Origin of the sequence: Streptomyces sp. NPDC018029, assembly GCF_044327655.1 — a bacterium.
GTDB lineage: Bacteria > Actinomycetota > Actinomycetes > Streptomycetales > Streptomycetaceae > Streptomyces.
On sequence record NZ_JBIRFV010000015.1, the window covers coordinates 113,432 to 131,257 of the forward strand.

Genomic DNA, 17,826 nt, shown 5'->3' on the forward strand with positions numbered 1-17,826 from the left:
TGAGTGAGGGGCTTACCCGGTGGTCCGGGTAAGCCCCTCTTTGCGCCTCTTGTGCGCCTGGTGGCGGCTACGAGCAGTGACTACGCTCCGCGCAGCACCGCGCCCGTCCGCTCGGCCGCCAGCGCGACGGCCGCGTCGCGGGCCGCGGAGGCCTCGTCGACGGTCAGCGTGCGGTCGGCGGCCCGGAAGCGCAGCGCGTACGCGAGGGACTTCTTGCCCTCGCCGAGCTGCTCGCCCTCGAAGACGTCGAACAGCCGGATGGACTCCAGGAGTTCACCGGCCCCGCCGCGCAGGAAGTACTCGACCACGGCGGCCGGCACCTCCTTGTCGACGACGAGCGCGACGTCCTGCGTGGCCACCGGGAAGGTGGAGATCCGCGGCGCGTTCAGCGCCCCTTCGCGAGCCTGCTCCAGGGCGTCGAGGTCGAGCTCCATCGCGCAGGTGCGCGCGGGCACGCCGAGCGCCTTGACGACGCGCGGGTGCAGCTCACCGGCGTGTCCGACGGAGACGATCTCGCCGTCGACGACGACCTTCAGCTCGGCGCAGCGGCCCGGGTGCCACGGTCCGTACTGACCCTTGTCGACGATCAGCTCGACGCCGGCCTCACGGGCGACGGTCCGCGCCGCCTCGACGGCGTCGGCCCAGTCGGCCGGGCGGCCCTTGCCCCACCAGCCGGCCTGCTCGCGGGCGCCCGCGAGGACGACGGCGGCGTGCCGGGGCTGGACGGGCAGCGCGTCGGTGAGGGACGCGATCTCCTCGTCGGTGGGCCGCCGGTCTACCGGCAGCCGCACCGCGACCTTCAGCTCGTCCTGGGGGTGGAAGACCAGGCCGGTCTCGAAGAGGGCCAGGTCGTGCGAGCCGCGTCCGTCGTTGCGGCGCAGGGCCGAGAGGAGACCCGGCAGCAGCGTCGTGCGGAGCGCGGGCTCCTCGTCGGAGAGCGGGTTGACGAGCTTGACCACGCGGCGGTTCGGGTCGTCCGCGTCCAGGCTCAGCTGGTCGAAGACGCCCTCTCCGATGAAGGGGTAGCTCAGCGACTCGACGTAACCGGCGCCGGCCAGCGCACGGCCGACGCGGCGGTGCAGCCGCTGCCGCTCGGTCAGGCCGCGGCCCGCGGGGGGCTTCGGCAGGGTCGAGGGCAGGTTCTCGTACCCCTCGAGGCGGATGACCTCTTCGGCGAGGTCGTTCGGCTCGGCGAGGTCGGGGCGCCACGACGGGACGGTGACGGTCAGGTCGTCCTGGCCGTACACGTCGCAGCCGACCTCCTGGAGGCGGCGTACGACGGTCTCGCGGCCGTAGGTGACACCGGCGACCTTGTCGGGGTGGTCGGCCGGCATGGTGATCGTGCGCGGCGCGGTGGGGGCGATGACCTCCGTGACGCCGGCCTCTGCGGTGCCGCCCGCGAGCAGCACGAGCAGGTCGACGGTGCGCTGCGCGGCGGCGGCCGCGGCCTGCGGGTCGACGCCGCGCTCGTAACGCTTGGACGCCTCGGAGGACAGCTTGTGGCGGCGCGCGGTGCGGGCGACGGAGATCGCGTCGAAGTGCGCGGCCTCGATGACGACGTCGGTGGTGCCGGCGGCTTCGTCGTGGTCGGCGATCTCGGTGTTGGCGCCGCCCATGACGCCCGCGAGGCCGATGGGGCCGCGGTCGTCGGTGATGACCAGGTCACCGGCGTCGAGGACGCGCTTGACGCCGTCGAGCGTGGTGAACTTCTCGCCCTGCTCGGCCCGGCGCACGCCGATCGCGCCCTGGATGCGGGAGCGGTCGTACGTGTGCAGGGGCTGGCCGAGCTCCATCATCACGTAGTTGGCGATGTCGACGGCGAGCGAGATCGGGCGCATGCCGACCTTCTGCAGGCGGCGCTGCAGCCAGATCGGGGAGCGGGCCTCGGGCCGCAGGCCCGTGACGGTGCGCGCGGTGAAGCGGTCGCAGCCGAGCGGGTCGCTGATCTTGACGGGGTAGCCGAAGGAGTTCGGCGCGGGCACGTCGAGGAGCGCCGGGTCGCGCAGCGGCAGGCCGTAGGCGATGGCGGTCTCGCGGGCGACGCCGCGCATCGAGAGCGCGTACCCGCGGTCGGGCGTGACGGCGATGTCCAGGACCTCGTCGACGAGCTCCAGGAGCTCGATGGCGTCGGTGCCGGCCTCGTGCTCGGGCGGCAGGACGATGATGCCGCCGCTGCCGTCGTCGCCCATGCCGAGCTCGTCGCCGGAGCAGATCATGCCGTGCGACGTCCTGCCGTACGTCTTGCGGGCGGCGATGGCGAAGTCGCCGGGCAGGACGGCGCCGGGCAGGACCACGACGACCTTGTCGCCGACGGCGAAGTTCCGGGCGCCGCAGACGATCTCCTGCGGCTCACCCGTGCCGTTGGCCATGCCGACGTCGACGGTGCAGAAGCGGATGGGCTTCTTGAAGCCCTCCAGCTCCTCGATGGTGAGGACCTTGCCCACGACGAGCGGGCCCTTGAGGCCTGCGCCGAGCTGCTCGACGGTCTCGACCTCCAGGCCGACGGCGATCAGCTTGGCCTGCACGTCACGGCCGGTCTCGGTGGCGGGGAGGTCGACGTACTCCCGCAGCCAGGAAAGCGGGACCCGCATCAGATCTCCATCCCGAACGGCCGGGTGAACCGGATGTCACCCTCGACCATGTCTCGCATGTCTTCGACGTTGTGGCGGAACATCAGCATCCGTTCGATGCCGAACCCGAAGGCGAATCCGCTGTACTTCTTGGGGTCGACGCCGCAGGCCGTGAGGACCTTCGGGTTGACCATGCCGCAGCCGCCGAGCTCGATCCAGCCCTCGCTGCCGCAGGTGCGGCAGGGGCGGTCGGGGTTGCCGACGGACTCGCCGCGGCACACGTAGCAGACCATGTCCATCTCGGCGGACGGCTCGGTGAACGGGAAGTAGTTCGGCCGCAGGCGGGTCTTCATGTCCGGGCCGAAGAGCGCCTGGACCATGTGGTCCAGGGTGCCCTTGAGGTCGGCCATGGTGAGGCCCTCGTCGACGGCGAGCAGCTCGATCTGGTGGAAGACCGGGGTGTGCGTCGCGTCGAGCTCGTCCGTGCGGTACACGCGGCCGGGGCAGACGATGTAGACCGGCGGCTCGCGGCGCTCGAGGAGCGCGCGGGCCTGCACGGGCGAGGTGTGCGTCCGCAGGACGACACCGGACTCGTCACCCGTCCTGCCCTCGGGGCCCTGCACGAAGAACGTGTCCTGCATCTGCCGGGCCGGGTGGTCGGGCGTGAAGTTGAGCGCGTCGAAGTTGAACCACTCCGCCTCGACCTCGGGGCCCTCGGCGACCTCGTAGCCCATCGAGACGAAGACGTCGGCGACGCGCTCCATCATCGTGGTCAGCGGGTGCCGGGCGCCGGCGGGCGTGCGGTCGTACGGCAGCGTGACGTCCACCGCCTCCTCGACCAGGACGCGGGCGTCGCGCTCGGCCTCGAGCTCGGCCTGGCGGGCGGCCAGGGCCTTGCTCACGGCGCCGCGCGCCATGCCGACGCGCTTGCCCGCCTCGGCCTTGGCCTGCGGGGGCAGCGCGCCGATCTCGCGGTTGGCGAGCGCCAGCGGCGAGGTGCCGCCGGTGTGCGCGACCTTGGCCTCCTGGAGCGCGTCGAGGGAGTCTGCGGCCGCGAAGGCGGCGAGCGCCTCGTCCCGCATGCGCTCGATCTCTTCAGGTTTCAGTGCCTCGACCTCAACAGGGTCGTACGACTTGTTCGGTGCCGACATCTCTTCCCGTGCTTCCGGTTGGCTGGCGGATGGGTCCCCGTCAACGACTCGGAGACAAGCTGTCCCAGGTGTGGGGACACAAAGTGCCAACGACCGAGTCTAACGGGGGTGCGGTGAACGAATGCGCCCGCGGGCTGCTCAGGGCGCCCTCACTGACTCATGTGAGTCACTGGAGATACGCCGGGGCCCCCACGGGCAACGTAAATCGGAACTGGGCGCCGCCGCCGGTCGCGCGGCCGACGGTGATCGTCCCGCCGTGCGCCTCCACGATGCCCTTCACGATGTACAGCCCCAGTCCCGTCCCGCCGCGCTTGCTGCCCCGCCAGAAGCGGGTGAAGACGCGGCCCATCGACTCCTCCGGAATGCCGGGACCTTCGTCGCTCACGGTCACGGCCGTCTCGGCGCCGCCCCGCTCGCGAGGCGAGGAGGAGGGCGCCACCTCGATGGTGACGGTTCCCTCGCCGTGCCGCACCGCATTTTCCAGCAGGTTGCTGAGCACCTGGTCGACCTTGTCGGGGTCCGCCCAGCAGTCGGGCAGAGGCCGCTGGACCCGGACGAGGAAGCGGTCCGCGTCCTGGCCCGCGGCGACGTGCGCCTGGACGTGCCGACCGACGGCCACCCCGATGTCGACGGGCTGGCGGCGCAGCTCGAGGCGGCCGGAGTCGATGCGGGAGATGTCGAGGAGCTCGGCGATCAGCCGGGTGACGCGGTTGGCGTCGGCGTCGACGGTCTCCAGCATCAGTTTCTTCTGGTCGTCGGTGAACCGCTCCCACTTGGCGAGCAGCGTCGCCGTGAAGCCCTTGACGGAGGTGAGCGGGGAGCGGAGCTCGTGGGCGACCGTGGCGATCAGCTCGGCGTGGCTGCGCTCGGTGCGACGGCGGGCCTCGGTGTCGCGGAGGGAGACGACGACACGGCGTACGGGGCCGGTGCGGGTGGTGCGGACGTAACGGGCGGAGACGAGGACCTCGCGGCCGCCGGGCAGGAGGAGGTTGCGCTCGGGCTGGCCGACGCGGATGGCGAGGCCGCCGTAGGGATCGGTCAGCTGCCACCAGCGGCGGCCTTCGAGGTCTTCTAAGGGGAGCGCGTGGTCCAGGGGCGTGCCGAGGGCGTCGGCCGCGGGGAGAGCGGTGATCCGCACCGCCGCCGCGTTGAAGCAGATGACACGGCCCGTCTCGTCCGCGACGACGAGCCCGTCGGGCAGCTCGTCGGGGTCGAGTCCGAGGCCGCCGAGGTCACCGGGACCGCCGTGGTCCGCGCGAGCACGGACGAGGTCCTGTACCCCCGGTGCTCTGCTCGTGCCCACACTCATTCCCCGTACCCCACCTCTCGGACCTGTCGGGGCCCCGAGCCCGTCACACTACTAGCTCGATGTGACGGAGCGGCACCCTCCAGCGGCGCGCTGTGCACGGGCTGAGGCATAGAGGCACACGGCCGCTGCCGTCGCGAGGTTGAGGCTCTCGGCTCTGCCGTGGATCGGAACACGCACCACCGCGTCGGCGAGTGCGCGGGTCTCCTCCGGCAGTCCCCAGGCCTCGTTGCCGAAGACCCAGGCGGTGGGGGTGCCCATGGTGCCCTTGTCGAGCTCCGTGTCGAGGTCGTCCTCGCCGGCCCCGTCGGCGGCGAGGATCCGCACGCCCGCGTCCTTCAGTCCTCGTACGGCCTGTTCGACGGGTACGCCGACGGCGACGGGCAGATGGAAGTGCGAGCCGACGGACGCGCGCACCGCCTTGGGGTTGTAGAGGTCCACGGAGCCGTCCGTGAGGATCACGGCGTCGGCGCCCGCGGCGTCCGCGCAGCGCAGCACGGTCCCGGCGTTCCCGGGGTCCCGGACGTGCGCGAGGACGGCGACGAGCCGGGGGCGGGCGGCGAGGATCTCCTCGAAGGGCACGTCGAGGAACCGGCAGACCCCGACGAGGCCCTGCGGGGTGACCGTCGTCGAGATGTCGGCGATGACGTCCTCGTCGGCGAGGTGCACGCGGGCCCCGGCGGCGCGCGCCTCCCCCACGATGTCGGCGTACCGCTCGGCGGCCTCAATGGTGGCGAACAGTTCGACGAGCGTCCGCTCGTGCCCGGCGGCCTCCCGCACGGCCTGCGGCCCCTCGGCGAGGAACAGCCGCTCCTTCCCCCGGAAGTTCCGCTTGGCCAGCCGCCGCGCGGCACTGACGCGGGGCGACTTGGGGGAGATCGATTCGGGGGCGGCGGTCATGAACTCACCTTCAGGGAAAGATGCGGGCGCCCCGTGAGGGGCGTCCCGTCAGGGGCGCGGGGAACTGCGCGACCAGCCACAAGAGGCCCGCGGACGGCCGACGACAGACGAGGGCAGACGAGTACCCGGACGCACTCGGACCCGCAAGCCGTTCGGCTTACGGGTCCGAGATCACGCTCAGCTCAGCGAAGCGTCACGCCGCCTTGGGCGCGTTGACGTCCGACGGCAGCGCCTTCTGCGCGACCTCGACGAGCGCGGCGAACGCGTTCTCGTCGTTGACGGCCAGCTCCGCGAGGATCTTGCGGTCCACCTCGATGTTGGCGGCGTTCAGACCCTGGATGAAGCGGTTGTAGGTGATGCCGTTGGCGCGGGCAGCGGCGTTGATGCGCTGGATCCACAGCCGACGGAAGTCGCCCTTGCGCTTCTTGCGGTCGTTGTAGTTGTAGACCAGGGAGTGGGTGACCTGCTCCTTGGCCTTGCGGTACAGGCGCGACCGCTGGCCGCGGTAACCGCTGGCCTGCTCGAGGATCGCCCGACGCTTCTTGTGGGCGTTGACTGCCCGCTTGACGCGTGCCACTTGTTAACTCCTTGTAGCTGGGTCACGTGTGTGACCCGAGAACGGCTTGGTCCCGATGGTCGGTCGGCTGCGCCCCGGGTGCGGGGCGCGCCGTCACATACCGAGGAGCTTCTTGACCTTGGCGGAGTCCGCCGACGACAGCTCGACGGTGCCGGCGAGGCGGCGGGTCAGGGTCGAGGACTTGTGCTCGAGGTAGTGGCGGCGGTTGGCACGCTGCCGGAGCACCTTGCCCGAGCCGGTGACCCGGAAACGCTTCTTGGCACCGCTGTGAGTCTTGTTCTTCGGCATAGCGCCGTTCTCTCCTCGTCAGTGGCACTCCGATGCCCGGTCGCGAAACCGGGCATCCGGGAGCCATATGTATCGATTGGCATCCCCTGGACTCGCGTCCGGGGATCAGGCCTCGGCGTTGGCCTCGGCCGGGGCCTCGGCGGGAGCCTCGTCGAGCTCCTCCCCCTCGGCGGAGTTCTGCGAGCGGCCCGGATTGGCCTTCGCGTCCGCCTTGCGAGCCGCCTGGGCCTCACGGGCCTCGGCCATCGCCTCGGTCTTCTTCTTGTGCGGACCGAGAACCATGATCATGTTTCGGCCGTCCTGCTTCGGGTTCGACTCGATGAACCCAAGGTCCTCGACGTCCGAAGCGAGGCGCTGCAGCAGTCGGAAACCCAGCTCGGGGCGGGACTGCTCGCGACCACGGAACATGATCGTGATCTTGACCTTGTCGCCCTGCTTGAGGAACCGGACGACGTGACCCTTTTTGGTGTCGTAGTCGTGCGGGTCGATCTTCGGCCGGAGCTTCATCTCCTTGATGACCGTGTGCGCCTGGTTCTTGCGCGCCTCACGGGCCTTCATGGCCGACTCGTATTTGAACTTCCCGTAGTCCATGAGCTTGCAGACCGGCGGACGCGCGGTCGCGGCCACCTCGACCAGGTCGAGGTCGTACTCCTGTGCAAGCTCCAGGGCCTTGGCAAGCGGAACAATCCCGACCTGCTCGCCGCTGGGACCGACAAGTCGCACCTCGGGAACGCGAATCCGGTCGTTGATGCGGGGCTCGGCGCTGATGGATCCTCCTCGGTAGCACCACGCGGCCGTCTGGCGGACAGCCACGTAACGTCTGTTTTCGTTGGACCTAACCGATTCGGCGCACAAAAAATGCCCCGACCGGAACACAGGCGGGGCTCCTCACAAACCGGAGCACCACCACGGTGTACCGCGGGGCGCGTCTGACAATTCCATCGTCCGTACGGAACGATGGAAACCGTCTGACCGGTGACCCGCCGCCCTCAGGGCGGCCAGGTGGGAGATTCGGAGCCTCCACTTGCGGGTTGACTCACTGCGGAGCCAACCGGTCGCTGTCCAGAATACCAGCACTTCGGGAAGTACACGCCCCCAGCGGTCCCGGGCCGCCGGCCGGGGCGCCCGAGCGGCGACGTATTTGATCGAAGAAGTCGTCCGTCGTGACCGCCGTGCCGGGGCTCCGTCGGGCCGAAGGCCCGGGCACCGCCATCAACTAGGCTTACACCGTTTCGGCCCTCAGGAAGATGTGAGCATGAGCGACGCGACCCCCGCCCCCGAGTCCCCCTCCGGTGACTCCCCCGACTTCGACACCCTGACCCGTGACATCGCGGACGTCCCCGCGGTCGAGGTGATCACCACCGTGGCGGTCCACCTGATGAGCGCCGCCGCCGTCAACCTCGGTCTGGCCGAGGGTGGCGAGGGCCACAAGGACCTGGACGAGGCCCGCAAGCTGATCCACTCGCTGGCCGGCCTCCTCGACGCGAGCGCCACGGAGATCAGCTCGTTCCACGCGGCGCCGCTGCGCGACGGGCTGAAGTCACTGCAGCTGGCGTTCCGCGAGGCGTCGCTGGTGAAGGACGAGCCGGGCCAGGGGCCGGGCGAGAAGTACACGGGTGCGATCTACGGCTGATGCGTCGCCCGGTCCACGGCTGACCCGTCGACCGTCGACCGTCGGTGCTTTCAGACCGTACGTACGTAGAGGGGCTCGCCCGGTGGCGTCGCCTCGGCCGGCAGGAGTGCCAGGTCGAGACCGCGCACCAGGCGGGCCCTCAGTGTTTCGTCGGCGGCGATCCGCCGGGCCACGCGCTGGGCGGCGTCGGCCGGGTCCGCGGCCGGGTCGAGGACGAGGGCGAGGGTGCCGTCCGCGCGGCCGGGGCCGAGGTGGGCGCGGAGCACGACGGGCTCGGCGGCGACGGCGGCGCGGACCGCCTCGGTGACGGCCGGGTCGGCGAGCGGGTCGGCGCTCGCGCGCCCCTCGGCGAGGGCGAGCAGGGCGGAGCGGCCCAGCTCATAGGGGACGGGGCCCGCGAGGTCGAGGACGATGGTGTCGGCCTGCTCGTGGGCGGCGGCCTGCAGCGCCTGGTGCAGCGGGACGGCGACGGGGCGGGCGGCCGGGTCCCACAGGGCGAGGGCCTCGATGGAGGTGAAGGCGGGCAGCGCCTTGCGGTCGCCCGCCTTGAGGGTGGGGACGGCCATGTCGCTGGTCTTCTCCCTGCGCAGACCGTTCTCGTCCTCCTCGACCTCGCCGAGCACGGCGACGACGGGTACGAGGAGCCGGGCCCCCGCGAGGGCTTCGAGGACCGGGCCGTGGGCCGTGCGGTCCGCGGACCAGGCGGCGAGCGCCGCGGCCAGCCGGGGGTCGGCCGTGCCGTCGTCGTCGGAGAAGCCCGGATCGGGAATGTTCTTGTTCGCCATATTCGCCATGTTCGCCACGTGTCGACCCTACAGAGTGGGCTCAGTCCCGCCGCGGCGCCCCGGACCTGGTCCGCCACAGGTGGACCGCCAGCGCGAGCAGGCCGACACCGAGGCCGCCGGCGACCGGGCCGACCCATCCCGCGGGGCCGTCGTCGCCCCGCGTCTCGTCCGGGCCCCGGCCGAAGTACTTCGTGCCGTACGCCGCCGTGCGCGGCTCCTCGGGCTTGAGCCGGCCGGCCCTGGTGAGCGCGGCGGCGGGGTCGATCAGGCCGAAGCCGCGGGAGTCGTCACGGCCGCCGGACGGGGCGTCGCGGGCCGTGTCCTCCAGGAGCTCCTTGATCTGCGCGGGCTGGAGCCCGGGGTATGCGGCGCGGATCAGGGCGACGGCACCCGAGACGAAGGCGGAGGCGGCGCTGGTGCCCCAGCCCTCGTAGTACTTGCGGTCCGGGTCGGCGATGACGATGTCGTCGCCGGGGGCGGCGACGGTGGCGTACCAGCGGCGGGTGGAGAAGGAGGCGCGGGCGCCGTTCTCGTCGACGGCGGTCGCGGCGATCACGCCGGGGTAGGCGGCCGGGTAGGAGATGTGGTCGCCGCGCTCGCCGCCGTTGCCCGCGGAGGCGACGACGGCGACTCCCTTCTTCAGGGCGTACTGCACGGCGGCGTCCTCGGCCGGTTCGGGGTGGGCGGACTTGGAGTCGTCGCCGAGGGAGAGGTTGATGACGTCCGCGCCGTGGTCGGCGGCCCAGCGGATGCCTTCGGCGAGGGCGTTGCCGCGGGTGTTGCGGGCCTTCTTGCGGGCCGGGTCGCCGTCCTCCAGGATCACGCGGACCGGCAGGATCTTCGCCTCCGGCGCGATGCCGAGCACGCCGTCGCGGCCGCCCGTGCCGTGCCCGTGGCCCGCGATGATGCCGGCCATGGCGGTGCCGTGTCGGGCCCAGGGGCGGTCGCCGCGGCGGGCGCCGAAGCCGACCATGTCCTTGCCTTCCAGGACGCTGCCCGCGAGGTCCGGGTGCTCGGCGTCTATGCCGGTGTCCAGGACGGCGACGGTGATGCCGTTGCCCTTGCTGATCTGCCAGGCCCGGCTGGTGTGCATCGCGTCGAGGGCCCACTGCTGGGCGCGGATGCCGTCGTCGGCGTACGCGGTGGCGGTCGGGGCGAGTGCCAGCGCGGCGGCGGCCGTGGCGGCGACAACCGCCCTACGGGCCCTCATGCCGTCTTCTCCGCGGCCGCGATGGTCTTGCGGAGGCCCCGCTCGACCCGGTCGGCGATGCCCTTCGCCTCGTGGCCGAGGCCCGCCTGGGCGGGCGCCGACGTGGTGTTGCTGCCCATGGCCTCGGTGGCGGGCTGGGGGTCGGTGACGGCGCGGCCGTCGGCGAATCCGGAGACGGCGTACGCGACGACGGGGGCGTCCGGGAGCACGGACACGGTCCAGGCCGCCCGCTGGGCGTCCCCGAAGCCCTCGGCGGCGGTGCCCTTGGCGGCGTACGGCCGGGGCATGAGGTCGGTCCGCCGGTCCAGGCCCTCTTCCGTGAAACGGTTCCGCAGTGTCTGCATCGCGTCGGCGTCCGCCTTGGTGAACAGCAGGCCCACGGTGGTGACATGGCTGTGGGTGGCGTCCGTGTACGTGGCCCGGAGCAGCCGCAGACAGCCGACCGGGTCGAGCGCCTTCTTCAGCAGCGGGTCGAAGGCGCCCTGGCAGCCGCTGTCCGGGGCGACGGCTATGCGGGTCCAGTCGCGGTCGGCGCCGCCGGGCCCGGCGCCTTCGCCCTTCAGCTCCGGCGGAAAGAGCCGGTCGACGGGGACGCTGTGCCACAGGGCCCCGGTGACCGTGTACGCGCTCCGGGCGGCACCGCCCGCAGCGGACTCCCCGGTCAGCCAGCTCCCGGTCACCGCACCCCCGATGAGCCCGAGCCCGAGCACGGCACAGGCCGCGGCGGCGGCAGCGCGGGGGCGCGCCCAGGCGCCGACGGTCCGCGGCCGGGTGGCGCGGTCGTCACCCATCGCGGGCCGCGCCAAAAACACGAAGGGCCGCCCCTCGGCCCCTCCTCCGCCGGACGGCTCCTGAGCCGCCCGGCCCGGGGACGCCGAGGAGCGCGGCTCCATCTCCCCACCAAAACCATCACGCCGCGTACGGACCGCACCGCCCCTGCCGCCCGCCCCGAACGCCTCATCAACGTCAGCGTCCGCCGTGCCTACCTTTCCCACAACTACCGGCGACTCGTCGGCCAGACGAGCCGAGGACAGCACCGTCTCGCCGGAGGCGTCACCTTGCGTGCGGGGCACGCCGCCCCCGACGGCTGGGCCAACCCCCTCGTCGAGGGCCGCGCGCGTACGCGCCTCCCCAACCACCGGCGGCACGTCGGGCAGACGCGCCGAGGACGGCGGGGGCGGCGCCGTCTCGCCGGCGGCACCGCCTTGCGTGCGGGGCACGCTGACGCCAGGGGCGGCGTCCGTGCGCGCCTTCCCGAGGACCAACGGCGGGGCGTCGGGCAGACGCGCCGAAGACGGCGGGGGCGGCAGCGTATCGCCTTGTATGTGGGTGCCGTCGTCGGCCGAGGGGGCGTCGGGGGCACGGGCCGGGAGCTGCGGCGGGAGCGGGGGCGCCGACTTGCCGGACACCTCGCGGCGCGTGCGGGCTGCGTCCTCATCGGCGGACGGGGCGGCCGTGTGCCGCTCCCCCGCGACCGTCGGCGCGTAGTCCGGCAAGCGTGGTGGGGTGGTGGGGGTGGGGCGCCGGGGGCGGACCTCTTCGAAGGGGGCCAGCAGGTCCTGGATACGGGCTGCCTGGTCCGGGTCCTCGACCAGGTCCTCGTCGTGGGAGACCGGGGTGGGGCGCGGGCGGTCAAGCACCCAGTCCTGGTCGACCGGCGGCCGGACGTCCGGGAAGCGGGCGGACGGCACGGGCGGCGGCTCGACCGCCGGCTCCACCGCCTCATCGGGCGGGGCGACGGAGACCGTGGGCGCCGGAAGCGTGGGGGCCGACGCCACGGAAGCCGGGGCCGTCGGGACCGGAGCCACGGAGGCCGAGCCTAGAGAGGCCGAGGCCGTGGGGGCCGAGCCCACAGAGGCCGGGGCCGTCGGGGCCGGGTTCACGGAGGCCGAGCCCACGGAAACCGGGGCCGTCGGGGCCGAACCCACAGAAGCCGGAGCCGTCGAGGCCGAGTCTGCGGACGCTGGGGCCGCGGGGGCCGAACCCGCGGACGCTGGGGCCGCGGGGGCCGGACCCGCGGACGCTGGGGCTGCGGAGGCCGGACCCGCGGACGCTGGGGCTGCGGAGGCCGAACCCGCGGACGCTGGGGCCGCGGAGGCCGAACCCGCGGACGCTGGGGCCGCGGAGGCCGGACCCGCGGGCGCTGGGGCCGCGGAGGTCGAAGCCGAGGTGGAGGGTGGGGCCGTGGGGCGTGGTGGGGAGGGAGGGTGGGGTGGGGTGGTGGGGCGCGGGGGGATGGGGCTGTGAGGCGCCTCCGTGCTCATGCTCCCCCGTTTCCTCGCGCTCGGCCGGCCGGAGCGCGAGGTCGGCGAGGCTCCGTACGCACCGCTCGGCCAGGCTCCGTGCGCGTCACTCTACGGGCAGACCCACGGCGTACGGGAACTCAGTCCGCGCCCCCGGGCGATCTGCCCGGATCATCCCCCTACCCTCTGGTAATCGCGTCTGGCAGGCTTCGGCCATGACAGCCCGTGCCGCAGACCGAGCCGCCGACCGCGCCCGCTACGACCGCGCCACCGCACACCTCGACGCCCCCCTCGCCCTCGTCGACCTGGCCGCTTTCGACGCCAACGCCGACGACCTCGTACGCCGGGCCGCGGGGAAACCGATCCGGGTCGCCAGCAAGTCCGTGCGCTGTCGCGCCCTGCTCGAGCGGGTGCTGGCCCGCGACGGCTTCGCCGGGATCATGTCGTTCACGCTCGCGGAGTCGCTGTGGCTGGCCCGCTCCGGCTTCGACGACGTGCTGCTCGCGTACCCCTCCGCGGACCGGGCCGGTTTCGCGGAGCTGACCGCCGATCCGAAGCTGGCGGCCTCGGTGACCGTGATGGTCGACGACCCGGCCCAGCTGCGGCTGATCGACGAGGCGCGGAACGGCGGCACCGAAGAGGTGCGGGTCTGTCTGGAGCTGGACACCTCCTTGAAGGTGCTCGGCGGCAAGGTGCGGATCGGCGCGCTGCGTTCCCCGCTGCACTCCCCCGTGCAGGTCGCCGCCCTGGCCCGCGCCATCGTCCGGCGGCCGGGGTTCCGGCTCGTGGGTGTCATGGCGTACGAGGGTCATGTCGCCGGCGTGGGTGACGCCGTGGCGGGGCACCCGGCGCGGTCCCGGGCGATCCGGACGATGCAGGCCGCGGCCCGCAAGGAGCTGGCCGCCCGCCGGGGAGAGACCATCGCCGCCGTCCGGGCGATCGCGCCGGACCTGGAGTTCGTGAACGGCGGCGGCACCGGCAGCGTCCAGCACACCGCGGCCGAGCGCGCGGTCACCGAGATCGCCGCGGGGTCGGGGCTCTTCGTGCCGCGGCTCTTCGACAACTACACGTCGTTCAGCGGGCGTCCCGCCGCGCTGTTCGCGCAGCCCGTGGTGCGGCGGCCCGGCGCGGGGACGGTGACGGTGCTCGGCGGCGGCTATCCGGCGTCGGGCGTCGCGGGCCCGGACCGTTCGCCGGTGCCGTATCTCCCGGAGGGGCTGCGGTACGACCCGCAGGAGGGCGCGGGTGAGGTGCAGACGCCGCTGCACGGACCGGCGGCGGACGATCTGCTGATCGGCGACAAGGTGTGGTTCCGGCACGCCAAGGCCGGGGAGCTGTGCGAGCGGTTCGAGACCCTGCACCTGGTCGAGGGCGACAAGGTGACGGGAAGCGTCCCGACGTACCGCGGCGAGGGACGTACGTTCCTCTGAACCCCCGCCCGGGTCCTCACGGCGTCGCCCCGACGTCGTCTCCCACCCCGCCGCCCGTCGCGCTGTCCTCGACCGAGCGGATGCCGTCGGTGATCTCGTCCATGACGGAGACGGGCGGGGCGTCCTCGCCCGCGCCGACGCTGAACCGCACCATGACCATCGACTCCGAGCCGACGCTCGACGCGAAGGCGAGCGACTGGACGTATCCGCCGTCGCCCTTCGCCGTGTGCACGCGCCACCGCACGAAGTAGCCGCTGCGGCCCGCGACGGCCACCTGGCCTTCCTTGACCTTCTCGTGGCCGGTGATGCCGCCGTACGGCTTGTTGTCCAGCTTGTCCTTGTCATAGGCGGCGTCCGCCGCGTCCTTGATGTCGCCGAGGGCGAGGGCCTTGGGGTCCGTCTCGTCCGTGCCGGTCACGGTGCTCGACGTGACGGTGCCCTCGCGGCAGAGGCCGGAGTCGCCCGGGCAGTCGACGATGTCGGGGGTCTGGATGGTCGCGCCGCCGCCGAAGGAGTCGTCGTCCTTCTCCCAGCCGTCGGGCACCGGGAGCGTGATGCCGTTGAGGTCGTCGACGAGGGTGTCCGGGTCGGGGTCGGGCTTCGGGGACGCCGACTCCTCCTCCGACCCGGTGGGCGTCGGGCTGCTCTCGGCGGTGGCGCTCGGCGCCGGGGTGCCGCCCTGCGGGTCGCCGTCGTCCTTGGTGAGGGCGACGGCGCCCGTGACGATCGCCGCGACGAGGACGGCCCCGGCGACGCCCAGCGCGACGACCTTCGCCCGGCCGCCGCCCCGGGACGCCACCGGCATGACCGATGTCGCGTCCTGCGGCGGCCCGAACCCCTGCTGCGCCGGGGCCACTTGGGGCGGCTCGGGCGTCCGCCGGTGCTCGGTCCAGGCGGCACCGTCCCACCAGCGCTCGACGGTGGGCTGGTGCGGGTCCGGGTACCAGCCGGGCGGCGTGGGCATGCTCATTCCGGCACTCTAAGACGTGCCGCGAAGATCAGTACACCGAGGACCGGTGCACCAAGGGTCAGTACACCGAGTCCCGCTGGTCGGCGACCACGCTGCCGTCCGGGCGCCGGACGGGACCCTTGTCCCCGTCGTGCTCGTTGTACGCGGCCGTCGCGCACGGGTAGAGGTCCTGCTTCTGCCGCATCGGCTCGATGAACATGGGGTTCACGACCCAGCGGCCGTCCGCGTTGTCGTACGCGCGGCACATGAACTCACTCTTGTTGCGGTTCAGCACCAGGTGCGCGCCCGTCGCGTCGCCGACGAACGTCACGTCGGTGTCGGCGTCACCGCCACCGAGCGCGATGCGGTGCCTGAAGTCCTGCTTCGCCCAGGCCTTCTTGCCCTTGATGCCGAAGATCTCCTGGTTGACCCAGCAGCGCTTGCCGTCGATGTACGGGATGGCCTCGCCCTTGTTGACGGGGACGCCGCCGCAGCCCTGGTTCCAGGTGGTGATGCGGCCCTTGCGGTCCAGGACGGAGCGGATGGCGACGGTGTGCTTCCGGTCGATGCCGACGCTCTTCGACCAGACCTCCGTCACCGGTTCCGAGCCCGCCGAGACGATGTAGACGTCGAAGCCGGCCTTCTTGAGCGTGCGGATCAGGTCGCGCTGCTGGTCGTAGTAGCGGACGTAGCCGGGGATCTTGTGCGTGCCGACGGTCTGCGTGGCGCCGACGGGGGCGGCGAGCGCCTCCTTGCGGGCCTTCGCGGCGTACGACTCCAGCTCGCGGACGGTGTGCCCGGCGAAGAGCTGCGGCACCCAGGCATACTGCGGGACGGTGTGGCGGTGGTCCCACTTCCCGGCGAAGGCCGCGGCGCCGCTCATCGTCAGCCCGTCCTCGCGGACCTCGAAGATCTCGTCGGCGCAGTCCTTGTCCCTGGAGGTGGGCAGCGGCTTACCGACGGGGACCTTCGTGCCGCACGCCTCGGTGAGCGCGCGGTCGGCCTCGTCGGTCATCCACTTGCTGGTGGACTTCCAGCTCTTGGGGCGCAGGATCTTGTCGTGCCGCAGGGACCAGGCGATGGTCGCGTCGGTGACGTCGTTCTTCGTGATGGTGTTGTCCCAGTCGAACGCGGCGACCGGGCGCTTGTTCCCGCCGTGGCCGAGGTCCGGGTTCGCGCAGGTGCCGCGCTCGTCGATGGTGCGCTGGAGCTTGGCGCGGTTGTTGCCGTACCAGGTCAGCTTCTTCGACAGCTGGGGGCAATCCGCGGCTGCGGTACGGGAGTTCGCGGCCGTGGCGGCGGCCACGGGGAGAGCTGCCGGCACGGCCGCCAGGGTGGCGGCCGCGGCCAGGGTCAGCGCCAAAATGTTTCTGTTACGCATGTGAGTGGACCGTACATCAGTCCTGTGTGGCTGACGATGCCGGAGACGCCCCGTGCACCGTGTCCCGCTGATCGGGGATGACGGAGCCGTCCGTACGGCGCACCGGGCCCTCGCCGCCGTCCCGTTCGGTGTAGCCGGTGGAGGCGCAGGGGTAGGGGTCGGCCTGCGCGCCCTTGGGCTCGATGAACATGGGGTTGACCAGCCAGCGGCCGTCGCCGTTGTCGTAGGCGCGGCACATGACTTCGTTCTTGTTGCGGTTCAGGACGAGCCGCAGGCCGGTGGCGTCGCGCAGGAAGGAGACGTCCGTGTCGGAGTCGCCCGCCGCGAACACCTGGCGCTTCGCGGCCGGTTGGACCTTCTCGGCGGCGGCGCCGCGCACGCCGAGGATCTCCTTGTTGATCCAGCAGCGCTTGCCGTCGATGTACGTGATCATCGAGTCGTCGCCGTCGCGCACGGTGCCGCACCCCTTGAGGTGGGCGGTGTGCTTGCCGTGGGCGGTGACGTTGCGGATGCCGAGGGTGTGCCGTGCGTCGATGCCCACGCCCCTGCCCCACACCTCGGCGACCGGTTCGGGCGACGCGGAGACGACGTAGACGTCGAACCCGGCCTTCTTGAGCGTGCGGATCAGGTCGCGCTGCTGATCGTAGTAGCGGACCCAGCCGGTGACCTTGCCGGTGCCGACCCGCTGCTCGGTGCCGATGGGCGCGGCGAGGTTCTCCGCGCGCGCGGCGGCCGCGAACCGCTTGACCTGGCGGGTGGTCCAGCCACGGGTGAGCTGGGCGAGCCAGGCGTACTGCGGTTCCATCCTGCGGTGGTCGAAGCCGGCGAAGGCCGCCTTGCCGGAGGTGGTGGTGCCCTCGCCGTAGACGGAGAGGATCTCGTCGGCGCAGGCGGTGTTCCGGTGGGTGGGCAGGGTGGTGCCGGTGGCGGGGCAGGCCTTCGCCAGGGCCCCAACGGCCGGGCGGGTCAGGTAGCGGCTGGTGGTGTGCCAGTCGCCGTCCTTCGGCGTGCGTATCTTGCCGTGGCGCAGCAGCCAGTACATGGTGGCGTCGCCGATGTCGTTCTTGATGACGGTGTTGTCCCAGTCGAAGGTGGCGACCGGCTTGGTGCCGTGCCCGTCGCCGCAGCTGCCGTACTTGTCCACCATGCGCTGGAGTCTGGCCTTGTTGTCGCCGTACCACCCCTCGGAGACGCTGAGGGTGGGGCACTTCGCGGCCCTCTTCGGCGGGGCGTCCTGGGTTGCCTCCGCGGTGGCCTGGACGCCGATGAGGCCGGTTCCCGCGACGGCGAGCACGGCGGCCGCGGCGGTGCAGCGGCGCTTGAAGTTCATGTACACACTCCCGTGTCTACGCAGGTCAGCCGGGCGTCGTGCGACGCCCGGCTGACGGTGTGGTGGCCGGAGT

General features: G+C 72.4%; 15 protein-coding genes. 2 read left to right on the forward strand and 13 right to left on the reverse strand.

Translation table 11 applies throughout. From position 1 onward, the window contains the following. Window positions 1-80 precede the first annotated feature (80 nt). The 7 genes from pheT to infC all read right to left on the reverse strand — a co-directional run bounded on the left by pheT (window position 81) and on the right by infC (window position 7,605). Complete coding sequence (gene pheT / locus ACH4D5_RS35350; RefSeq protein WP_398311095.1) at window positions 81-2,591, reverse strand: phenylalanine--tRNA ligase subunit beta; 2,511 nt, start codon at window positions 2,589-2,591, stop codon at window positions 81-83. Beyond that, window positions 2,591-3,721: a phenylalanine--tRNA ligase subunit alpha gene (pheS, locus tag ACH4D5_RS35355; RefSeq protein WP_398311098.1), complete on the reverse strand. Its 1,131-nt coding sequence runs from the start codon at window positions 3,719-3,721 to the stop codon at window positions 2,591-2,593. The genes pheT and pheS overlap by 1 nt, the downstream gene beginning before the upstream one ends. A 166-nt stretch (window positions 3,722-3,887) precedes the next feature. After that, on the reverse strand, window positions 3,888-5,030 hold the full coding sequence (locus tag ACH4D5_RS35360; protein WP_398311101.1) for an ATP-binding protein: 1,143 nt from the start codon (window positions 5,028-5,030) through the stop codon (window positions 3,888-3,890). 51 nt (window positions 5,031-5,081) lie between these two features. Then, complete coding sequence (locus ACH4D5_RS35365) at window positions 5,082-5,927, reverse strand: TrmH family RNA methyltransferase (protein WP_398311104.1); 846 nt, start codon at window positions 5,925-5,927, stop codon at window positions 5,082-5,084. A gap of 193 nt (window positions 5,928-6,120) precedes the next feature. Then, window positions 6,121-6,504, reverse strand: a complete 384-nt coding sequence (gene rplT, locus ACH4D5_RS35370; RefSeq protein WP_362993569.1) for a 50S ribosomal protein L20 — start codon at window positions 6,502-6,504, stop codon at window positions 6,121-6,123. 93 nt (window positions 6,505-6,597) lie between these two features. Further along, on the reverse strand, window positions 6,598-6,792 hold the full coding sequence (gene rpmI / locus ACH4D5_RS35375; RefSeq protein WP_362993571.1) for a 50S ribosomal protein L35: 195 nt from the start codon (window positions 6,790-6,792) through the stop codon (window positions 6,598-6,600). Window positions 6,793-6,897: 105 nt separating this feature from the next. Then, complete coding sequence (infC, locus tag ACH4D5_RS35380; protein ID WP_398311108.1) at window positions 6,898-7,605, reverse strand: translation initiation factor IF-3; 708 nt, start codon at window positions 7,603-7,605, stop codon at window positions 6,898-6,900. Between the two features lie 442 nt (window positions 7,606-8,047). Here infC and ACH4D5_RS35385 point away from each other — a divergent pair, with 442 nt between their 5' ends. Beyond that, on the forward strand, window positions 8,048-8,425 hold the full coding sequence (locus ACH4D5_RS35385; RefSeq protein ID WP_398311111.1) for a DUF1844 domain-containing protein: 378 nt from the start codon (window positions 8,048-8,050) through the stop codon (window positions 8,423-8,425). A 50-nt stretch (window positions 8,426-8,475) separates the two neighbouring features. On the opposite strand, the gene ACH4D5_RS35390 is transcribed toward ACH4D5_RS35385, so the two are convergent. Genes ACH4D5_RS35390 through ACH4D5_RS35400 form a run of 3 tightly spaced genes read right to left on the reverse strand, consistent with a single transcriptional unit; the run spans window position 8,476 to window position 12,228 of the window. Next, window positions 8,476-9,210, reverse strand: coding sequence for an SseB family protein (locus ACH4D5_RS35390; protein ID WP_398311114.1), 735 nt, complete (start codon window positions 9,208-9,210; stop codon window positions 8,476-8,478). A gap of 40 nt (window positions 9,211-9,250) precedes the next feature. Further along, a complete protein-coding gene (gene mycP / locus ACH4D5_RS35395; RefSeq protein WP_398311117.1) occupies window positions 9,251-10,420 on the reverse strand; it encodes a type VII secretion-associated serine protease mycosin in 1,170 nt (389 codons plus the stop codon). Then, complete coding sequence (locus tag ACH4D5_RS35400) at window positions 10,417-12,228, reverse strand: hypothetical protein (RefSeq protein ID WP_398311120.1); 1,812 nt, start codon at window positions 12,226-12,228, stop codon at window positions 10,417-10,419. Before ACH4D5_RS35400 ends, mycP begins: the two co-directional genes overlap by 4 nt. Before the next feature lie 650 nt (window positions 12,229-12,878). On the opposite strand from ACH4D5_RS35400, the gene ACH4D5_RS35405 reads away from it, so the two are divergent. Next, complete coding sequence (locus tag ACH4D5_RS35405; RefSeq protein ID WP_398311123.1) at window positions 12,879-14,093, forward strand: amino acid deaminase/aldolase; 1,215 nt, start codon at window positions 12,879-12,881, stop codon at window positions 14,091-14,093. Between the two features lie 16 nt (window positions 14,094-14,109). Here the strand turns inward: ACH4D5_RS35405 and ACH4D5_RS35410 are convergent, their stop codons facing one another. The 3 genes from ACH4D5_RS35410 to ACH4D5_RS35420 are packed head-to-tail and all read right to left on the reverse strand — an operon-like array spanning window position 14,110 to window position 17,753. Next, window positions 14,110-15,063 carry a DUF2510 domain-containing protein gene (locus ACH4D5_RS35410; RefSeq protein ID WP_398311126.1) on the reverse strand — a complete coding sequence of 318 codons (954 nt, stop codon included), beginning with the start codon at window positions 15,061-15,063 and terminating at the stop codon, window positions 14,110-14,112. A gap of 58 nt (window positions 15,064-15,121) precedes the next feature. After that, complete coding sequence (locus ACH4D5_RS35415) at window positions 15,122-16,423, reverse strand: haloacid dehalogenase-like hydrolase (protein WP_398311129.1); 1,302 nt, start codon at window positions 16,421-16,423, stop codon at window positions 15,122-15,124. A gap of 16 nt (window positions 16,424-16,439) precedes the next feature. Then, window positions 16,440-17,753, reverse strand: a complete 1,314-nt coding sequence (locus ACH4D5_RS35420) for a haloacid dehalogenase-like hydrolase (protein ID WP_398311132.1) — start codon at window positions 17,751-17,753, stop codon at window positions 16,440-16,442. Window positions 17,754-17,826: the final 73 nt, after the last annotated feature.

Excerpts from the sequence above, each read along its gene's own strand:
- pheT (WP_398311095.1), bottom strand. The coding sequence starts at position 2,591 with ATGCGGGTCCCGCTTTCCTGGCTGCGGGAGTACGTCGACCTCCCCGCC.
- ACH4D5_RS35410 (WP_398311126.1), bottom strand. The coding sequence starts at position 15,063 with ATGAGCATGCCCACGCCGCCCGGCTGGTACCCGGACCCGCACCAGCCC.
- mycP (WP_398311117.1), bottom strand. The coding sequence starts at position 10,420 with ATGAGGGCCCGTAGGGCGGTTGTCGCCGCCACGGCCGCCGCCGCGCTG.
- ACH4D5_RS35405 (WP_398311123.1), top strand. The coding sequence starts at position 12,879 with ATGACAGCCCGTGCCGCAGACCGAGCCGCCGACCGCGCCCGCTACGAC.
- ACH4D5_RS35365 (WP_398311104.1), bottom strand. The coding sequence starts at position 5,927 with ATGACCGCCGCCCCCGAATCGATCTCCCCCAAGTCGCCCCGCGTCAGT.
- ACH4D5_RS35390 (WP_398311114.1), bottom strand. The coding sequence starts at position 9,210 with ATGGCGAACAAGAACATTCCCGATCCGGGCTTCTCCGACGACGACGGC.
- ACH4D5_RS35360 (WP_398311101.1), bottom strand. The coding sequence starts at position 5,030 with ATGAGTGTGGGCACGAGCAGAGCACCGGGGGTACAGGACCTCGTCCGT.
- pheS (WP_398311098.1), bottom strand. The coding sequence starts at position 3,721 with ATGTCGGCACCGAACAAGTCGTACGACCCTGTTGAGGTCGAGGCACTG.
- ACH4D5_RS35415 (WP_398311129.1), bottom strand. The coding sequence starts at position 16,423 with ATGCGTAACAGAAACATTTTGGCGCTGACCCTGGCCGCGGCCGCCACC.
- ACH4D5_RS35420 (WP_398311132.1), bottom strand. The coding sequence starts at position 17,753 with ATGAACTTCAAGCGCCGCTGCACCGCCGCGGCCGCCGTGCTCGCCGTC.
- ACH4D5_RS35385 (WP_398311111.1), top strand. The coding sequence starts at position 8,048 with ATGAGCGACGCGACCCCCGCCCCCGAGTCCCCCTCCGGTGACTCCCCC.
- rpmI (WP_362993571.1), bottom strand. The coding sequence starts at position 6,792 with ATGCCGAAGAACAAGACTCACAGCGGTGCCAAGAAGCGTTTCCGGGTC.